Annotated in this window: 16 protein-coding genes; 7 read left to right on the forward strand and 9 right to left on the reverse strand. The window is 65.7% G+C overall.

All coding sequences use genetic code 11. The annotated features are described in order from the left end of the window. Positions 1 to 247: 247 nt before the first annotated feature. From CWS72_RS25110 to CWS72_RS25125, 4 genes are all read left to right on the forward strand, one after another. A complete protein-coding gene (locus CWS72_RS25110) occupies positions 248 to 1,309 on the forward strand; it encodes a cobalt-precorrin-5B (C(1))-methyltransferase (protein ID WP_199175980.1) in 1,062 nt (353 codons plus the stop codon). Then, complete coding sequence (locus CWS72_RS25115; RefSeq protein WP_101253411.1) at positions 1,299 to 1,973, forward strand: cobalt-precorrin-6A reductase; 675 nt, start codon at positions 1,299 to 1,301, stop codon at positions 1,971 to 1,973. The genes CWS72_RS25110 and CWS72_RS25115 overlap by 11 nt, the downstream gene beginning before the upstream one ends. A gap of 85 nt (positions 1,974 to 2,058) precedes the next feature. Beyond that, positions 2,059 to 2,313, forward strand: coding sequence for an AbrB/MazE/SpoVT family DNA-binding domain-containing protein (locus CWS72_RS25120; protein WP_101253412.1), 255 nt, complete (start codon positions 2,059 to 2,061; stop codon positions 2,311 to 2,313). Further along, positions 2,310 to 2,654, forward strand: coding sequence for a type II toxin-antitoxin system PemK/MazF family toxin (locus tag CWS72_RS25125; RefSeq protein ID WP_101253413.1), 345 nt, complete (start codon positions 2,310 to 2,312; stop codon positions 2,652 to 2,654). The genes CWS72_RS25120 and CWS72_RS25125 overlap by 4 nt, the downstream gene beginning before the upstream one ends. Positions 2,655 to 2,699: 45 nt before the next feature. On the opposite strand, the gene cobM is transcribed toward CWS72_RS25125, so the two are convergent. The 8 genes from cobM to CWS72_RS25165 all read right to left on the reverse strand — a co-directional run bounded on the left by cobM (position 2,700) and on the right by CWS72_RS25165 (position 13,159). After that, positions 2,700 to 3,461, reverse strand: a complete 762-nt coding sequence (gene cobM / locus CWS72_RS25130; RefSeq protein ID WP_101253414.1) for a precorrin-4 C(11)-methyltransferase — start codon at positions 3,459 to 3,461, stop codon at positions 2,700 to 2,702. Beyond that, on the reverse strand, positions 3,458 to 5,260 hold the full coding sequence (gene cobJ, locus CWS72_RS25135) for a precorrin-3B C(17)-methyltransferase (protein WP_241911883.1): 1,803 nt from the start codon (positions 5,258 to 5,260) through the stop codon (positions 3,458 to 3,460). The genes cobM and cobJ overlap by 4 nt, the downstream gene beginning before the upstream one ends. Beyond that, positions 5,251 to 5,955 (reverse strand): precorrin-2 C(20)-methyltransferase, encoded by a 705-nt coding sequence (cobI, locus tag CWS72_RS25140; RefSeq protein ID WP_101253415.1) that lies wholly within the window; start codon positions 5,953 to 5,955, stop codon positions 5,251 to 5,253. The genes cobJ and cobI overlap by 10 nt, the downstream gene beginning before the upstream one ends. Then, positions 5,952 to 7,160: a precorrin-6y C5,15-methyltransferase (decarboxylating) subunit CbiE gene (gene cbiE, locus CWS72_RS25145; protein ID WP_101253416.1), complete on the reverse strand. Its 1,209-nt coding sequence runs from the start codon at positions 7,158 to 7,160 to the stop codon at positions 5,952 to 5,954. The genes cobI and cbiE overlap by 4 nt, the downstream gene beginning before the upstream one ends. Further along, positions 7,157 to 7,801, reverse strand: a complete 645-nt coding sequence (locus CWS72_RS28180; RefSeq protein ID WP_241911886.1) for a precorrin-8X methylmutase — start codon at positions 7,799 to 7,801, stop codon at positions 7,157 to 7,159. The genes cbiE and CWS72_RS28180 overlap by 4 nt, the downstream gene beginning before the upstream one ends. An 891-nt stretch (positions 7,802 to 8,692) precedes the next feature. Next, positions 8,693 to 9,697, reverse strand: coding sequence for a sirohydrochlorin chelatase (locus tag CWS72_RS25155; RefSeq protein WP_241911884.1), 1,005 nt, complete (start codon positions 9,695 to 9,697; stop codon positions 8,693 to 8,695). Positions 9,698 to 9,813: 116 nt separating this feature from the next. Then, positions 9,814 to 10,695: a LysR substrate-binding domain-containing protein gene (locus CWS72_RS25160; protein WP_101253418.1), complete on the reverse strand. Its 882-nt coding sequence runs from the start codon at positions 10,693 to 10,695 to the stop codon at positions 9,814 to 9,816. 502 nt (positions 10,696 to 11,197) lie between these two features. Then, a complete protein-coding gene (locus tag CWS72_RS25165; RefSeq protein WP_146002883.1) occupies positions 11,198 to 13,159 on the reverse strand; it encodes a PAS domain-containing hybrid sensor histidine kinase/response regulator in 1,962 nt (653 codons plus the stop codon). Between the two features lie 388 nt (positions 13,160 to 13,547). Here CWS72_RS25165 and CWS72_RS25170 point away from each other — a divergent pair, with 388 nt between their 5' ends. From CWS72_RS25170 to CWS72_RS25180, 3 genes are all read left to right on the forward strand, one after another. Beyond that, positions 13,548 to 14,345 (forward strand): AfsA-related hotdog domain-containing protein, encoded by a 798-nt coding sequence (locus tag CWS72_RS25170; protein WP_158240814.1) that lies wholly within the window; start codon positions 13,548 to 13,550, stop codon positions 14,343 to 14,345. Positions 14,346 to 14,351: 6 nt separating this feature from the next. Beyond that, the gene (locus CWS72_RS25175) at positions 14,352 to 15,044 is read left to right on the forward strand and encodes an HAD family hydrolase (protein ID WP_146002884.1); all 693 of its coding nucleotides are present in this window, start codon (positions 14,352 to 14,354) and stop codon (positions 15,042 to 15,044) included. Between the two features lie 115 nt (positions 15,045 to 15,159). Beyond that, on the forward strand, positions 15,160 to 15,816 hold the full coding sequence (locus tag CWS72_RS25180) for a nitroreductase family protein (protein WP_199175982.1): 657 nt from the start codon (positions 15,160 to 15,162) through the stop codon (positions 15,814 to 15,816). Positions 15,817 to 15,928: 112 nt separating this feature from the next. Here CWS72_RS25180 and CWS72_RS27970 read toward each other — a convergent pair whose 3' ends face one another. After that, positions 15,929 to 16,078 carry a hypothetical protein gene (locus CWS72_RS27970; RefSeq protein ID WP_158240815.1) on the reverse strand — a complete coding sequence of 50 codons (150 nt, stop codon included), beginning with the start codon at positions 16,076 to 16,078 and terminating at the stop codon, positions 15,929 to 15,931. Between the last annotated feature and the right edge of the window lie 152 nt (positions 16,079 to 16,230).

Below are 16,230 nucleotides of genomic sequence, written 5' to 3' on the forward strand. Positions count from 1 at the left end.
CGCCGTCAAATACCCGAGGTGGGAGCCGTATGCGGGAAAGCCGCACGTACGGATCTGTGCGGGGGGCGCTCAGCAATGAGCGTCCCTACCGCGATCCCCGAAGCTTTAGCGAAGGAAGCCCAGGCGGACGGATGTCCGCCGCCCGGCGCGTGAGGGGCTAAGAATTTAAAACGGGGCAAGCGGGGAACCCGCTTGCCCTGGCCGAAGGATGGCGCCACCTGCCGGCAAATGGGTTAAACTGAAACCCATGGACAAGCCTTTACGCAAGGGATGGACGACCGGCGCCTGCGCCGCCGCCGCCGCCAAGGCGGCGTGGACGGCGCTGGCGACGGGCGATTTTCCCGATCCGGTCGACATCGTCCTGCCGCGCGGCGAGACGCCATCTTTTCCGCTGGCCCGCCATGACCGGGGCGAGGGCTGGGCCAGGGCGGCGGTGGTCAAGGATGCGGGGGACGACCCCGACGTCACCCATGGCGCCATTATCGAGGTCACGGTGGCGCGGGGGAACCCCGGAAGTGGTCTGGTGTTCCGCGCCGGGGAAGGCGTCGGCACGGTGACGCTGCCCGGTTTGCCGCTGAGCGTCGGCGAGGCGGCGATCAATCCGGGTCCGCGCGCGCAGATCGAGGCGAACCTGCGCGCGGTCTCGGGCGGGGGACCTCTCGACCTGACGATAACCGTCGCCATTCCGGGCGGCGAGCTTCTGGCCGCCGGGACGATGAACGGCCGGCTGGGAATCCTCGGTGGTCTTTCCATCCTGGGCACCACCGGCGTGGTCATCCCCTATAGCTGCGCCGCCTGGATCAACGCCATTCATCGCGGCGTCGACGTGGCCCGGGCCACCGGTCTTTCCCACGTCGCCGGCTGTACCGGCAAAACCTCGGAGGCGGAGGTCCGCCGGCTGCATGGCCTGGACGAGCGGGCGATGATCGACATGGGCGGTTTCGTCGGCGCCCTGCTCAAATATCTGCGCGGCCATCCCTTGCCGCGCCTCACCCTGGGCGGCGGTTTCGCCAAGATGGCCAAACTGGCGGCGGGCGCATCGGATCTGCATTCCAAGGCGACACCGGTCGATCCGGCCTGGCTGATCGGTTTGGCGGCCGAACTGGGCGCCGAAGGGGATCTTCTGGCAAGGCTGGAGCGGGAGAGCTCGGCGGCCCGCATCCTGGAACTGGCCGGAAACGAGCTTCCCCTGGCGGCCACCGTGGCGGCCAGGGCCCGGGAATCGGCGCTGGCCGTCCTGGCCGGGGACGTCGCCGTCGATGTCGCCGTGTTCGACCGGTCCGGCAGGTTGATCGGCCATGCCGGGTAAGGTGCTGATCCTCGGCGGCACGGGCGAGGCCGTCCTTGAGGCGCGCCGTCTCGCCGCCGCCGGCGTTCCGGTGGTCACCTCGCTGGCCGGCCGGCTGGCCACGCAGCCCGATCTGCCCGGCGTCGTGCGCATCGGCGGCTTCGGCGGCGCCCGGGGGCTGGCCGATTTCCTGGCGGCCGAGGGCATTGTCCGGGTGATCGACGCGACCCATCCCTTCGCCGCCGCCATCTCGCGTCATGCCCGCGCCGCCTGCGCCGCTCTCGGCCTGCCGCTGGAGCGGATCGAACGGCCTGTCTGGCCGAAACGTCCGGGCGATCACTGGCATTGGGCGGACGATCCGGCGATGGCGGCGCGCATGGCGCCGAGGCTGGGCCGACGAATTCTCCTGACGACGGGCGCCGGTTCTCTGGCGGTCTTCGCCAGATGGGGCGGGCCGCTCTATGTGGTCCGCCTGATCGAGGATCCCGGACGACTGCCGTTTCACGACTATCGGATCGTCCTGGGGCGCGGGCCTTTTTCACTGGCCGCCGAAATGGCCCTGATGGCCGATTTCGCCATCGATCTGCTGGTCACCAAGGCCAGCGGCGGCGCGGCCACCGAAGCGAAGATCGCGGCCGCGCGCCGGCTCGGGGTGCCGGTGCTGCTGGTCCGCCGGCCGGCTTAGAATCTCCGCGCGGGGCTTGCATCTCTCGACATGCATGAGGCAAGATGTAAGGAAGTAAGCGCATAAGAGTGTAAGGGGTGATGCGATGTCGAACGCCATGCAAGAGGCCACAGTCACCAGTAAGGGCCAGGTGACCATTCCTGTCGAAATGCGACGCGCGTTGGGTATTGCGGACGGCGGACCAGTGGTGTTTACGCTTGGCGACGGTATGCTGACGCTTCGCTCGGCGCGTAAGCCGTCGCTTGGCGAACTGCTCGCCGGGTTTGATCCTGCGAAACACCGGCACACGCCGGAGGAACGGGTTTGGGATGACGCGCCGCGGGGCAAGGAAGCGCTGTGAGCTACGATCCCGAGGCCGGCGACGTGGTGTGGCTGGATTTCACCCCACATGCTGGGCATGAAACCGCTGGGCGCCATCCCGCAATCATCTTGACTCCTCGCGCCTATCAGGTCGCGACGGGGCTTGCGCTGGTGGTTCCGGTGACTACCAAGGCCAAGGGCGGTTCTTTCGAGGTGCCGATCCGAGGGGCCAAACGGATCAAAGGTGTCGCGCTCGCCAATGAATTGAGGACGATCGATTACGCCGCCCGGCAAGCCGAAAAGTTCGATGTCTGTCCGGCTGAAGCGCTGGCAAGAATTCGCGATATCGGCGAAGCGTTGCTGCGGCCGGAATCGGCATAGATCGTGGCCGTTGTCGGCGAGCCCATGCCCGCTGGCGGATGAACCCTATTTCGTCCCCTCCCGCAGCACATGGCTGTGGTCGGCGGCGTAGAGGCGGCTGTCGGGGAAGTCGGTCTCGGCGAAGACGCGGCCGACCAGGATCAGCGCGGTGCGGGTGAAGCCCGCCTCTTTGACCTTGTCGCGGATGTCGGCCAGGGTGCCGCGCAGGATCGCCTGATCCGGCCAGCTCACCCGATAGGCGACCACCACCGGACAGTCGGCGCCGTAACGGGGGGTGAGGGCGCGGATCACCTGGGCCAGGTTGGTGACCGACAGATGCACGCACAAGGTGGCGCCGCTGGCGGCCAGGGCTTCCAGTTCCTCGCCCGCCGGCATCGGCGAGGAGCGGGTGGCGGTGCGGGTCAGGACCACCGTCTGGCTGACTTCCGGCAGGGTCAATTCGCAGGAGAGCGCGGCGGCGGCGGCGGCGAAGGCCGGCACGCCCGGCGTGACGTCGTAGGGAATGCCCAGCGCGTCCAGCCTGCGCATCTGTTCGGCGGTGGCGCCGTAGATCGACGGGTCGCCGGAATGCACGCGGGCGACATCCTGGCCGGCGGCGTGGGCGCGGGAGATCTCCTCGATGATCTGATCGAGGTGCAGGGGGGCGGTGTCGACCACCCGGGCGCCGGGGGGCGCTTCGGCGACCACCGCTTCCGGCACCAGGGAGCCGGCGTAGAGGACGACGGGACAGCGGCGGATCAGAGCGAGTCCGCGCACGGTAATCAGATCGGGGGCGCCGGGCCCGGCGCCGATGAAATGAACGGTCATTGGTCTTCCCACTTCTTTGCATAGCCGCGGGGCGTATAGACCCACAGGCGTTCACCGCGCCGGACGGCCCGGCTTTCGCTGTTTCCGACCAGCACCAGGCTCAGCATGTCCACCGCCTCGGCATCGAGGTCGGCCAGGCGGAGCACCGAGATCGTCTCGCCGGGACGGCCGAGGTTGCGGGCGATGATCACCGGCGTGTCGGCGGGCCGGTGTTTCAAAAGGATCTCCTTGGCGGCCGGAAGCTGGTCGCGGCGTCGGCGCGAGACGGGATTGTAGAAGGCGATGACGAAATCGCCTTCGGCCGCCGCCCTGACCCGGCGCTCGATGGCCTCCCACGGGGTCAGGAGATTGGACAGCGAGATGGTGCAGAAGTCGTGATTGATCGGCGCCCCGGCCCGTGCCGCCGCCGCCTGCAGGGCCGAGATGCCGGGAGCCACCGAGATGTCCAGGCGATTCCAGGCGGGCCTGTCCTCGCGATCCATCAGTTCGAAGGCCAAGGTGGCCAGGGCGTAGATGCCGGCGTCGCCCGAACAGACCAGGGCGACCGAGCGGCCCTCGGCGGCCAGATCGAGTGCCTGGCGGACGCGGGCCTCCTCGGCCCCCATGGCGCCGTCGTGGCGGATCTTGCCCGCCGTCGCCTCGCCCAGCAGGTCGAGATAGAGGCCGTAGCCGACCAGATCGGTCGCTTCGGCAATGGCCCGGCTGGCCTCGGGGGTCCGCCAAATGGCGTCGCCCGGTCCGATGCCGACGATGGCCAGGCGGCCCCGCGGGCGCCCGACCGTCGCCGGGTCGATGTTTCCGGCGGAGCGGGTCACCGCGCAGGTGGCGCGTGCCGATTTGGTCTTGACCGACACCAGTTTCCCCAGCGCTCCGGCGGCGGCCAGCGCCGCGCCCTCGGCGACGCCATGGCATCCCGTTTCGGCGAAAACCACCTCGGACGGCTGGGTCAGGCGGGAGGCCTGGGCCTCGAGTTCGGCGGCGGTGAAGAAACGGGCCGGCACGTCCAGTTCCCGGGCCAGCGCCTGCACCGCCGGCTCGTCGGCCTTCAGATCCAGCGAGACGACGCAGGCGACGGAGTGCCGGGACAGGCCGGCCTCGGCCAGGCTGGCACGGACCAGATCCGACAGTTCGGCCGGATCGGTCCCGCGTTCGCACCCAACGCCCAGGGCCAGAACCGGCGGATGCAGAATCAGTTCCCCATCGCCTTCCACCGCGTGGTCGGTCACCCGGATGGCCTGCGTGCCCTCGGCGCCCAGGCCGGGTAGGGCGAGCCATCCGGCATCGCCGCATTCCACCTCCAGCCGGACGGGCTGGCCGGCCAGCAGGGCGGCGGCCACCGGCTTGGCGGCGGTGGGATTGGCCACTCGCCAACCCTCCGGCGGTTCGTCGAGCGCGATTCCCAGGCTGACGTCGCCGCCGGTGGTCAGGGCGGCCCGTCCGCCAAGAGCGGCGGCGACGGCGGTGGCCAGGCGGTTGGCGCCGTGATGTCCGCCCAGCAGGGGCACGGCCGAGGTTCCGTCCGGACTGACCGCGACGACCGGCGGCTCGGCCGCCTTGTCGGCCAGCAGCGGGGCCACGGCACGGATCAGGATGCCGGCGGCGCAGACGCCGATGACCGCAGTGCCTTGGCTGAACAGTGTTCGCACATGGCTCACGGTGTCGGTGAAGGAGAGGTCGCAATCGGCGACGCGTCCCGCCAGGCCGTGCAGACGGGCGCCCGGCAGGGCGGCGACGACGCGCCGTGCGGTTTCGGCGCCGCCGGTGGTGATGGCGACAACGGCGATATCCGTCAATTCCACGCTTTTCCTCTCCGATGAACCAGGATCATGGCGAAATAGGGGGGGGCCGGGTCGCGGACGGCTTCCGCCAGGGGGCGGATCCGTTGAGCGGGCAACCCGGCCCGTTCGATGTAAAGGGCCTGTTGGTCCAGGCCGAGCCGTTGGAGGACGCGCCAGACCTTCGGCAGATGCCGGCCCAGCTTCATGATGGCGGCGGCCTCGGCCCCCGCCAGAAGCCGTTCGATCTCCTCCTCGGGGCGCGGCGCCGGAATGACCACCAGGGCGTCGTCGCGCGCCGTCAGCGGGTGACCGAGCAGCGCCGCGCAGGCCATCATGGAGGAGACGCCGGGCACCACCTCGACGGAAAAGCGTTCGTGCAGGCGGGCGAACAGATAGAGGAACGAGCCGAAGAACAAAGGGTCGCCCTCGCACAGCACGGCGACGTCGCGGCCGGCCTCCAGATGCCGGGCAATGGCCGAAGCGCCGGCGTCATAGACGTCGTCCGCCCGTTTCGCCGGATCGAAGGACATGCGAAGCACGATCTCCTCGACGCCGGCGGGCAGATGGGCGGCGGCGATGGTTCGGGCCATGCTGTCGCCTTCCAGGGGCGCCGGATAGGCGACGACCCGCACCCGGCTCAGCAGGCGGACGGCCTTCAAGGTCAGAAGCTCCGGGTCGCCGGGGCCGACGCCGATGCCGAACAATGTTCCGTTCATGGTTTGCAACCCGAATATTGAGTGACCGGCATGGCGGGGTGCCAGCTATGAAACCGACCGGTGCTTTCCAGGCGGGCGATGGAAAGGCGGGTCAGGCTGCCGCCGTTTCGCGCCTGCCAGGCCAGCAGCAGGGCCTCGCTTTCGGCGGTGACGGCGTTGGCGACCATCCGGCCGCCGGACGGCAGTGCCGCCCAGCAGGCGTCGAGAACGCCGGGCGCCGACAGGCCGCCGCCAACGAACAGGGCGTCCGGTCTGGTCGCGATTCCGGCCAGGACGTCCGGAGCCGATCCCTGGCGCAGATCGAGATGGGGGACGCCCAGCGCCAGGGCGTTCCCGCCAATCATCGCGCAGCGGTCCGCGTCTTTTTCGATGGCCGTGGCGGTGCCGCCGGCGCGGCACCATTCGATGGCGATCGAGCCGCAGCCGGCGCCGACGTCCCAGAGATGGGCCCCCGGCCAGGGGGCCAGGGCGGCCAGGGTGGCGGCGCGGATTTCGCGCTTGGTCAGTTGGCCGTCGTGGTGGAAGGCGTCGTCGGGCAGGCCGGGAACGCAGGCGAGCGGCGGCCGGCCGGACCACCGTTCGGGAAGGCGCAGGGCGATGGTCGCGAGATCGGCGGTGCGCGGCTCGATCCAACTGCCGGCGGGGGAGGCGAGACGCCGCTCCAATGGGCCCCCTAAATGTTCGAAAACCTGGATTTCCGTTTCGCCCAGGCCGAGGTCGGCCAGACGGACGGCCAGCCGCGCCGCCGAGGCGCCGTCCTCGGCCAGGAGAAGCAACCGGGCGCCGGGATGAAGATGGCGCAGGACCGTCTCGAAGGCTCGGCCATGGATCGACAGACAGCAGGTTTCGTGAAGCGCCCAGCCCAGACGGGCGGCGGCCAGACTGAAGGCGCCGGGATGGGGAACGATCTCCATCTCTTCGGCGCCGAAGCGTCGGGCCAGGGTGGCGCCGACGCCGAACCACATGGGATCGCCGCTGGCCAGAACGCAGACCTTGCGGCCCCTGAACGCGGCGAGCCGGTCGAGGTTGTCGGCGAAGGGTGCCGTCCAGGCCAGCCGGTCGGCCGGTCCTTCCGGCACCAATGCCAGATGACGTTCCCCGCCGGCCAGCACTTCGGCGGTTTCGACGATCCGCCGGGCGATGGGCGACAACCCTTCCAGTCCGTCCTCGCCGATGCCGACGACGGAAAGCCAGCGTTTGCTCATTTCGCCTCTCCCGCCAAGGCGTTGACCGCCGCCGCCGCCATGGCGCTGCCGCCGCGCCGGCCCGGCAGCGCGACGAAAGGAAGTCCGCTGGCGATCAGGGCGTCCTTCGATTCTGCGGCGCCGACGAATCCCACCGGGAATCCCAGGATGAGGGCGGGGGGCGGGGCGCCTTCGGCGATCATGGCCAGCAATTCGAAAAGGGCGGTCGGCGCATTGCCGATGGCGACCACCGCGCCGTCCAGCCGGTCGGCCCACAGGCGCACCGCCGCCGCGCTGCGGGTGGTGCCGCATTTTTCGGCCAAGTCGAAGGCGCGGGGATCGTCGAGCAGGCAGATCACCGGATTGAGGGCGGGAAGCCGGCGGCGGATGATGCCGTGGGCCACCATCTGGGCATCGACCAGGATGGGTTTCCCTTCGGCCAGGGCGCGGCATCCGGCTTCGGCGGCGCCGGGGCGGAAGGACAGGGTGGCCGCCACGTCGGGCATGCCGCAGGCATGGACGACGCGGACCGCCAATTCCTCCATCGGTCCGGAAAAACGGCCGAGATCAGCTTCCCGGCGGATGATGGCGAAGGACTGGCGGTAGATTTCCGCGGGATCGCGGATGACGTCGCCGGGGCGACCGGCCTGCTCGCCGCCTATGCCCAGAATCCAGCCCTCCTCCGTTTCGACGGTGGTCCGTTCCTCGGGCGTCAAGGCGGGATCGCCGGCGAACAGCGCGCCCAGTTTTCCCTCGTCATCGAGACGGGCGAAATGGCGGGTGAGCGCGCGGACCTGGCCGGCGTCCTTGACCGGCGCCGGGTCGGGTGCGATCAGCGAGGGATAGACTTCGGCTGCCAGGATGGTGCCCGGCGCCGGTCGCTCCATCGGAACGAGGCCCGTTTCGAAGGGCCAGACACGGACATGGTCGCGCAGCCATGGGTGGTCGCGCAGTTCCCATACCCTTGGGATACCGAGCAAAGTCTGCCCGCCGACGGCACCCGGCGCATAAAGTTTCCAGACCGGCTGGGCGCCCCGCGTCCGTCGTTCGGTCAGCCGGAATTCCGGCAGGGATCCGGCTTCGTCGAAGCCGCCGGGTTTCTTTTGGCCGAGGGTCGGCCCGGCGGCGCCGGCCGGACAGCCCCAGAACGGGAAGGCCCGCCCTGAAACCTGCCCGTTCAGGCGGCCGGCCAGGGCGAATCGCTCGTTGCCGTTGTCGTCGCCATCCGCGACCAGGCGGGCCAGCCGGCGCCACAAGGTCCGCCAGTCGGCTTTCCCATCGTTCATCAGCGGGGCGAATCCCGCTGGAAAACCGAAATTGAAGTCGAAGCCGAGCAGGCAGGTCTTCCCGCGCGCCGCCAGATCGGACAAGCGGTCGGCCAGCCAGCCGACGGCCATGCTGCGCGTCGGCGGGTTGACCGGGGCCTGATCGCCGGTGCCGCCGACCCCTCGTTCCCAAAGGCTGATCCAGATACTGTCAGCCCCCTGGCGCGGGGTGGCGGCGGCCGACCAGTCGACCATCACATAGGCGTCGAACAGCGCCATGGCGGGCGATCAGTGTTCGTGACCGTGGGTGTGGTGCGCATGCTCATGCGGATGGTCGTGTTCATGCTCGTGGCCGTGATCATGGCCGTGACCATGACCATGTTCGTGCGGTCCATGATCGTGGGGGTGGTCTTCGGTGCCGATGCCGCGAACGTGATGGTGGTGGCCGGCCTGCACCGCGCCCACAGCATCCTCATAGCCGATCGCCTGTTCGCGATATTTGCACAATTGGCAGTTCATCGCCGGCTGGCCGTCCAGCAACTCCTCCAGACGGTCGACGAAGGTGTCGATGACCAGCGGATGGTCGCGCAGGTAGGGGGCCTTCAGGAATTCGACGTCGGGAAAGCGCTTCGCCGCCTCGTCGGTCCACTGATAGATGCGCTTGACCAGGATGCCGGTGAACAGGAAATAGGGAAAGACCACGACGCGGGCGAAGCCCAGCTTCTGGACGCGGTCCAGGGCGGCGTCGACCAGGGGCGTCGCCACGCCGGAAAAAGCATATTCGGCCCAGCCGAATCCCATGCCTTCCCACAGCATGCGGGTGACTTTGGCGATATTGGAATTGGCGTCGGGATCGTTGGTCCCGCGTCCGACCACCAGCAGCAGGGTATCGGCCCGGCTGACGGCCTGCCCCGAGGTGCGTTCGGCTTCCTCGATGCGTTCGGCGGCGGCTTTCAGCAGTTTCAGCTCGATCGCCAGTTCCCGGCCGTATTTGACCTCGAGATCGGGATTTTCCGCGGCGAAATTATTGATCTCGGAAGGGAGGTCGTTCTTCACATGACCGGCGGCGAACAACATGCCGGGCAGGGCCAGGATGCGCCTGGCGCCCCGGCTCTTCAGGGCATCGAGACCGTCGCGGATTACCGGCCGGGCGAATTCCAGAAAGCCGCTTTCCAGGTCGAAGGCGGGCAGGCGTTTGCGCAGGTGCTGGGAGAGAAGGTTGAATTCCTCGATGGCTTGCCGGTCGCGGCTGCCGTGGCCGCAAATCATTACGGCTGTCTTTTCGTCTGTCATGCCTGGTCCGTGCCTCCGGGCGGATTGTTATCCATGGGTCGCCTGGTCCTTGCCTTCGGGCGACCCCACGCACTATAGGGCTACCCGAAGATTTTGTCTGGCGATATTTTCCCCGCTCAGGCGGTTCGCTGGGTCGCCCCGACGCCTTCGGCGACCAGGCTTTGCGCCAGCAATTCCGTGAGCCGCCGCTCCGCGAGCGAGGCGGGCTGGGCCCGGCAGACCAGGGACATCCACATCTCGGGAAGGGGAGGCAGGCCATCCTCCCGTCCGACGAGGCGCATCCCCGGCGTTACCATGTCGAGGGGGGCCACGGAAACTCCGATGCCGGCCAGAACGGCGCTTTTGGTCGAATCCCAATTCGTCGCCGTGCAGACGATTTCCCAGGTGGCGTCGTTCTTGGCCAAGGCGGACAAGGCCATGCGGCGGTAGAGATTGCCTTCCGATGGCAAGACCAGGCGGACGGCGCCGCGGGACGGGGGCATCTGTTCGCCGGCGACCCAGGCCACCGGAACCCGTCGGCCGGTCCTGCTTCCTTCCGGTTCGGCGAGAGAGGCGTTCACGATCAGGTCGAGCCGTCCATCCTGGAGGCATGTGTCGAGTTCGCGGCTCATCTTCACATCGATGGTCAGCGACGCCGAGGGGCAGTCGGCGGCGAAATCCCGCAGGATTTTTTCGAGCCCGAGGGCGGTGTATTCCTCGGGCAGTCCGACGCGGACAACTTCGGCGAATTCGACCGAGCGCACCCGTCGCATCAGTTCATCGTGGAGGGTCAGGATGCGTTTCGCATACCCGAGGACCAGATGTCCCTCGCGGGTCAGGGAAGCGCCATCCGTTCCGCGTCGGATCAACGGTAATCCGATGATGTCCTCAAGCCGTTTGAGGCGAAGACTGATGGCTGGCTGGGTGCGAAAAAGCTGATGGCTGGCCGCCGTAAAGCTTCCGGTCACTGCAATAGTGAAGAACGTTCTAAGCAATGAGAGATCAAGATCTCGGTGCATGCCCTATATCCCGTACAATGACGATTGTAATTTGTTCTATTTATTACTTAAATATATGCAATTTTGTCATTGAGTTCGATTGGACATGTCCATCTTATATCATTTTTATTATTGAAATATCTCCTATGCTTATCATAACATGATCGTTTCGATACGCCTGCTTTTCACGCGAGCGTTCTTTATCATGTCGAAGCGGGTTTCCTCCGCCGCCATCGGCGGCTGGCCGGTACGGAGTTTCCCCTTGAATGTGCGTATGAAAATCCGACTTGGAACGGGCAGCCCCTGACGCGGCTTGCCTGTATGAGGCCCTTCAAGACAGTAGAGCGCGATATCGATCGGCTTGGCCGCCGCCTCAAGGGCGGCTGAGGCCTGCGAAAAAATCGGATCAACGGTTCGCCGGTATCACCGTCGTGCCCGGGGAATGTCGGCGGGCATCGTGGCGTCGCCGACAGCCATCATTTCGGAAGACTAAGGAGGGGGGAGAGGGCCGTTCAGGCTCGCTTTAAACCGGCGGCACGGCCTGTTGTTGCGACATTCCGAGCAGAGCCCGCCGCAACTCGTCGGCGGCGACAGGTTTGTGCAGAATGCGCAGACCGCTGCCGTGAACTTCCCGGACTCTTTCGGGTGCCGTATCGCCGGTGATGATGACGCTGGGAAGATGACGACCGGCCGCTTCGTTGATTTTCAAGACCGTGTCGATGCCGGTGAGGCCGGCGCTGAGCCGGTAGTCGGATATCACGATGTCGGGCAGGCTGTGCTTCTCGATGATGGAAAGCGCCTCCTCGCCGGTACGTGCCGTCATGGTCTGATATCCCCAACTGCGCAGCATGATGTCGAGGCTGTCGCGCAGCAGACCGTCGTCTTCGACCACCAGAACCATATGCCCGTTCCGCTTTTCGGTATCACCGGCCGTCAAATGGCCGTTGCCCTGATGCTGATTGACCAGGGGCAGCGTGACCGAGAAGCAGGAGCCTTGGCCTAGCGCCGATCGCACGAAGACGGTTCCGCCGAGCAGACGCATGACCTTCTTGACGATGGATAGTCCCAGGCCCAAGCCTTGCGACCTGTCGCGGGCGGCATTGGCCACCTGGTGGAACTCTTCGAAGATTTCCTCCAGATGGTTGGGGGCGATGCCGATACCGGTGTCGATGACATCGATCCGCATCATCTTACTTTGTCGCCGGCATCCGATGAGGATGCGGCCCGTCGGACAGTAGCGCAGGGCGTTTTCCAGGAGATTACGCAGCACACGTTCGACGAGGACCGGATCGGTACGGACGTAAGCCGACGTCGGCACGACCCTGAAATCCAGCGAGCGATGTTCGGCGCGCAGCCGATATTCGTCGGCCAAGCGGCCGACGAGGGTATTCAGGCAGACCGTTTGCAGGGCGGGAACGATCACGCCGGCGTCCAACCGGGATATATCGAGCATGCTGTCGAACAGGAGGCGAAGCGCGTCCACCGCTTTCTCCATCTGGTCGACCACTTTTTGGGACGGGGCATCGGTCAGCCGGCTTTTCATGACCTCGATAAGCAGCAGTAGCGATTGCACCGGTTGGCGCAAGTCGTGGCTGGCCGCGGCGAGGAATTTCGATTTGGAAAGGCTCGCGCGTTCCGCTTCTGCTTTGGCGATGAAGGCCTCTTCCCGGGCGCGCGCCAGTTCTTCGCGTTGGCGCACCACGGAGGTGATCTCGATGGAGGCGCCGGTCAGTCCGATGATCTCTTGCTGGTCGTTGAAGATCGGTCGGGCCGAGGAGACGAAATGCCGTTCCTCCGTTTCCTGGCGGGGGCGCAGGGCGAGTTCCGTCCGCTGAGCCTGGCCGCTCGCCAGGACGGAACGGAAAAAGGTCATTAGGCGGCGCGCCGAGTCCGGCTCGAACAGATGTTCAGGCGTCTCGCCGACGACATTGTAGTCCTTCATGCCGATTTGATTGTTGTAGACCCATGAATAGCGCAGTTCGCGATCAAGCTTGAAGACGACGATCTGGTTGACCGACAGGGCGGTTTCAAAACGTTCCTCGATGAGGTTGCGCCTTGCCGATTCCTCTCTGAGCGCATGTTCCATGCTTCGCAGCAGCGCGATATCGTCGAAAAACAGGACGAGACCGTTGCCGTCGCAGCGGACGCGAAGGGAGACGGGGCCCGATTCGAGACCGAGATCCTGTTCGAACTGGCTGGCGTCTCGCGCCTTCAAAATCTGCCGAAGCTTCATTTCGAGGGGGGTGGCGGCGGCGACGCCGAAAAGATCCCTCGGTGTGCGGCCCAGAATGCGCGAAGCCGGGGCTCCGAGAATTTTTTCGGCTGCGCGGTTGACCAGGACGAAGTGCAGGTCCTCGTCCATTTCGGCATAGCCCTCCCGCATCTCGGACAGCACGATGTCCAGGCGGTCGCGTTCGATTTCCCGAAGCCGCGATGGCTTGATCAGCACCCTCACCAATGAAAACGGGAGGTTCTTGGTTATCACGATCGCTTAAGTCCTTAGGGGGGCGGTGCCGACAAATGTAGCGGGTTTGTGATGGGAGTGAGACTCAATTATAGGTGGCTGTGCGCAGGTCATAAGCCCTTTGATGATCGGCCTGGAACCTAAGGTTGGTGCGGGCTTCACCAGTTTGGCCACAACGGTTAGTTATTCCGGTCCGAACCATGGAGGGGTGGAAACGGCGTTCTCGTGGTTCTTATAGGGTGCATAAAAACTATTAATTTCCGAACTAGCGATCATTGCACGAGGATCGCTTGCAAATAGCAACTTATAGGAGCTGTTTGCCATGGGTAATCACGCAGTTGCTGAAAGTGAATTCGTCACACCTCTATCGGAGATTTCAGGTGCTCCTTTACGGGAGTCCGCTGCTCCTGTGGCGAAACGTCGCCCAATTCTGGTGGTTGGGGATAAATTCCGCGAATTTTCTTCAGAAAAGGCCGTTCTGACGCTTTCGCAACTGCAGGGATTACTGGATATCCCGGCGGGCTTGGCTTTGTGCGAACCCTTGTTTCTGATACCGGGGCAGGGGTTGGGCGAAAAGGATATCGAGTCGGTTCTGGCCCGCGCCCAGACTTCGGCCCATCGGGATCAGTTCGATTTCAGCCTGTGGCACAGCCTGCCGAAACGGGCGGAGCGGGCTCTTTCGCATAAGCACCGGGCCAAGAACACGCTGATCTCCGCGCCACGACGGATTGATGCGTCGCTTTTCGAGCTCGATTTCCTGGTCGATGAGGATTGCGAGCTTATGGACGATCACCAGACGGGCCAGCATCTTCAGGGCATGCTGGTGGTCGAGGCGGCGCGCCAATCGTTTCTGGCCGTGACCGAGGCTTTCCTCCTGCCCCGGGACGGATCGAAATCTTACTTCGTCTTCAATTCCCTGGCCGCCGAATACAAGCGCTTCATGTTTCCGGTTCCCGCCCTCATGCGTTATCGCGTCCGCGAGCGCGACGACAGTGGCCATAATCCCCGTTTCGTCGTCGATATCCATTTCGAGCAGGCCGGCCAGGAAGCGGCCAAGGTCACTTGCGGGTTCACCGTCATGCCGGACTGGCGTATCCGCAAAATCGAACAAACCTTGGCGCAACAGGCGGTCGAGCGGCATTTTGCCGATCTCGGGACCTCCATCGCGGCGATCCGGCCTCCGGCCGCCGCGTTGATCCTCGGGTGAGCGGCGGTGTTTTCCTGTGATGTGGCGGCGATCGTCGCGGAGCGGGCCTATGCCTTCTTCGACGTCGACAACACGCTGATCGACGCGGTCAGCATGTTCAGTTTCCAGGCCTATTGGTATCGGAAGACCGGAGAGCGGGACGCCCAGGCAGCCTTCGATGGGGAAATTGCCGCTCTTCGTCGGCAAGGGGCGCCCAGGGAATTCATCAATCGCCGGTATTACGCCCATTTCGCCGGCCGCGAGGTCGTCCGTGTCGAACGCTGCGCCGAAGAGTGGTTCGGCCATCTCGAACGCAGCCGGCCCGATCTCTATCATGACGCCGTGATCGCCGAACTGCGGGGCCATCAGGCGGCAGGACGGGAGGCGGTATTGGTTTCCGGCTCCTTTCCGGCCCTGCTTGCCCGACTGGCATCCCGTTTGGGTGTGCGACATCTCCTGGCGACCTCCATGGAGGTCGAGGACGGGCGCTACACGGGCCGCATTTTCGATCCGCAGACCATCGGCGCCGGCAAGGCGACGGCCATCGGGCGATTCCTGGAGCGCATGCAGGCGCCGGCCGGGGCGTGCTATGCCTATGGCGATCATTCGTCCGACCTGCCGATGCTCCAGGCCGTTGGCCATCCCAACGTCGTTCGCGGGGATCCGGCTTTGGAGGCTTATGCTCAAACGGCGGGGTGGCGCATCCTCGCGGCGCGGTGAGGGAGGCTACCCCGTTTCGGCATGATGTGGCGGCGCGTCCCGTTACCCATTTTCCCAGTGTGGGCTTATCATGGGCGCCGCGCGTTTTGCGTGGGCAGAAATGAGAGGTCTGATCATGTTGACGAGACGTCAGGTGAACGTCGGACTGATGGCCGGGGCGCTTGCGGCGATGCCGGGTTTCGCCTCGGCCGAGGCGGTGCGGCCGATTTCGTTGCCGCCGCCGCGGACGGAAGGCGGGGTTTCGTTGCGGGCCGCCTTGCAAAAACGCCGTTCGATCCGCGAGTTTTCCGACCGGCCGCTGCCGTTGGCCCTGCTGTCGGATCTGTTGTGGGCGGCCTATGGGATCAATCGTCCGGAAAGCGGCGACCGCACGGCACCCTGCTGGCGCCATCAGGTGGTCATCGACATCTATGTGGCGCTGCCCGACGGGGCCTGGCTCTACGCGCCGAAGGAACATGAATTGCAGCCGCATGTCGCGGGCGACCTGCGGGCGGCGACCGGAATGCAGGATTTCGTGGGCCAGGCGCCGCTCAATCTCGTCTATGTGGCGCAGGGCGACCAGATGGGCAAGATCGCCGAGGAGGAACGGCGGTTGTGGGCCAATGTCGACACCGGTTTCATTGCCCAGAACGTCTATCTTCTGGCCGCCGCCGAAGGCCTTGCCACCGTTTTCCGGGCATCGGTGCCCCGCCAGCAATTGGCGGCCAGCTTGAAATTGTCCGGGGAGCAGTTCATCACTGCGGCGCAGACCGTGGGCTATCCACGGAGTTGATTGAAAAGCGCTCGCCCCCGTTCTCTTGCGAAAAGAGAAGGAGGGCGTGCGCTTTGAGGGAAAGCTTGGGAATGTCCGGCGGCCTTGCATCGTCACATGCAAGACGGCGAGGTTAGTGTTTGGCGGCGCCGGCCTGCGGAATGGCGATTTTCGGGGCGGTCGCTTGTTCTGCCAGCAGATAGCCCGGCATCTCGTGTTTTTTCTTCGCGGTTTTCGGTTTCTTCGCCTCGCGGCTGGAACGTTTCTGACTCTTTGCCATCATTCATCTCCTCGCGGGAGTGCTGACGGTGCCCGCGTCGGCCCGGATAGGGGGCGGGCATCTTGGGAAAACTCCCGCCGCCTCGGGGATCCGCCCTTGCCGGCATCTCCCTGAAGCGATTAGGAAAACAGATAAAAGCTCAGCCTCGCGAAAAC

This window comes from Telmatospirillum siberiense (genome assembly GCF_002845745.1).
GTDB classification, from domain to species: domain Bacteria; phylum Pseudomonadota; class Alphaproteobacteria; order Rhodospirillales; family Magnetospirillaceae; genus Telmatospirillum; species Telmatospirillum siberiense.

Bases quoted from the DNA above. Each gene is read 5' to 3' on its own strand.
- CWS72_RS25110 (WP_199175980.1), top strand. From the start codon at position 248: ATGGACAAGCCTTTACGCAAGGGATGGACGACCGGCGCCTGCGCCGCC.
- CWS72_RS25115 (WP_101253411.1), top strand. From the start codon at position 1,299: ATGCCGGGTAAGGTGCTGATCCTCGGCGGCACGGGCGAGGCCGTCCTT.
- CWS72_RS25120 (WP_101253412.1), top strand. From the start codon at position 2,059: ATGTCGAACGCCATGCAAGAGGCCACAGTCACCAGTAAGGGCCAGGTG.
- cobM (WP_101253414.1), bottom strand. From the start codon at position 3,461: ATGACCGTTCATTTCATCGGCGCCGGGCCCGGCGCCCCCGATCTGATT.
- cobI (WP_101253415.1), bottom strand. From the start codon at position 5,955: ATGAACGGAACATTGTTCGGCATCGGCGTCGGCCCCGGCGACCCGGAG.
- cbiE (WP_101253416.1), bottom strand. From the start codon at position 7,160: ATGAGCAAACGCTGGCTTTCCGTCGTCGGCATCGGCGAGGACGGACTG.
- CWS72_RS25155 (WP_241911884.1), bottom strand. From the start codon at position 9,697: ATGACAGACGAAAAGACAGCCGTAATGATTTGCGGCCACGGCAGCCGC.
- CWS72_RS25160 (WP_101253418.1), bottom strand. From the start codon at position 10,695: ATGCACCGAGATCTTGATCTCTCATTGCTTAGAACGTTCTTCACTATT.
- CWS72_RS25180 (WP_199175982.1), top strand. From the start codon at position 15,160: ATGTTGACGAGACGTCAGGTGAACGTCGGACTGATGGCCGGGGCGCTT.
- CWS72_RS27970 (WP_158240815.1), bottom strand. From the start codon at position 16,078: ATGATGGCAAAGAGTCAGAAACGTTCCAGCCGCGAGGCGAAGAAACCG.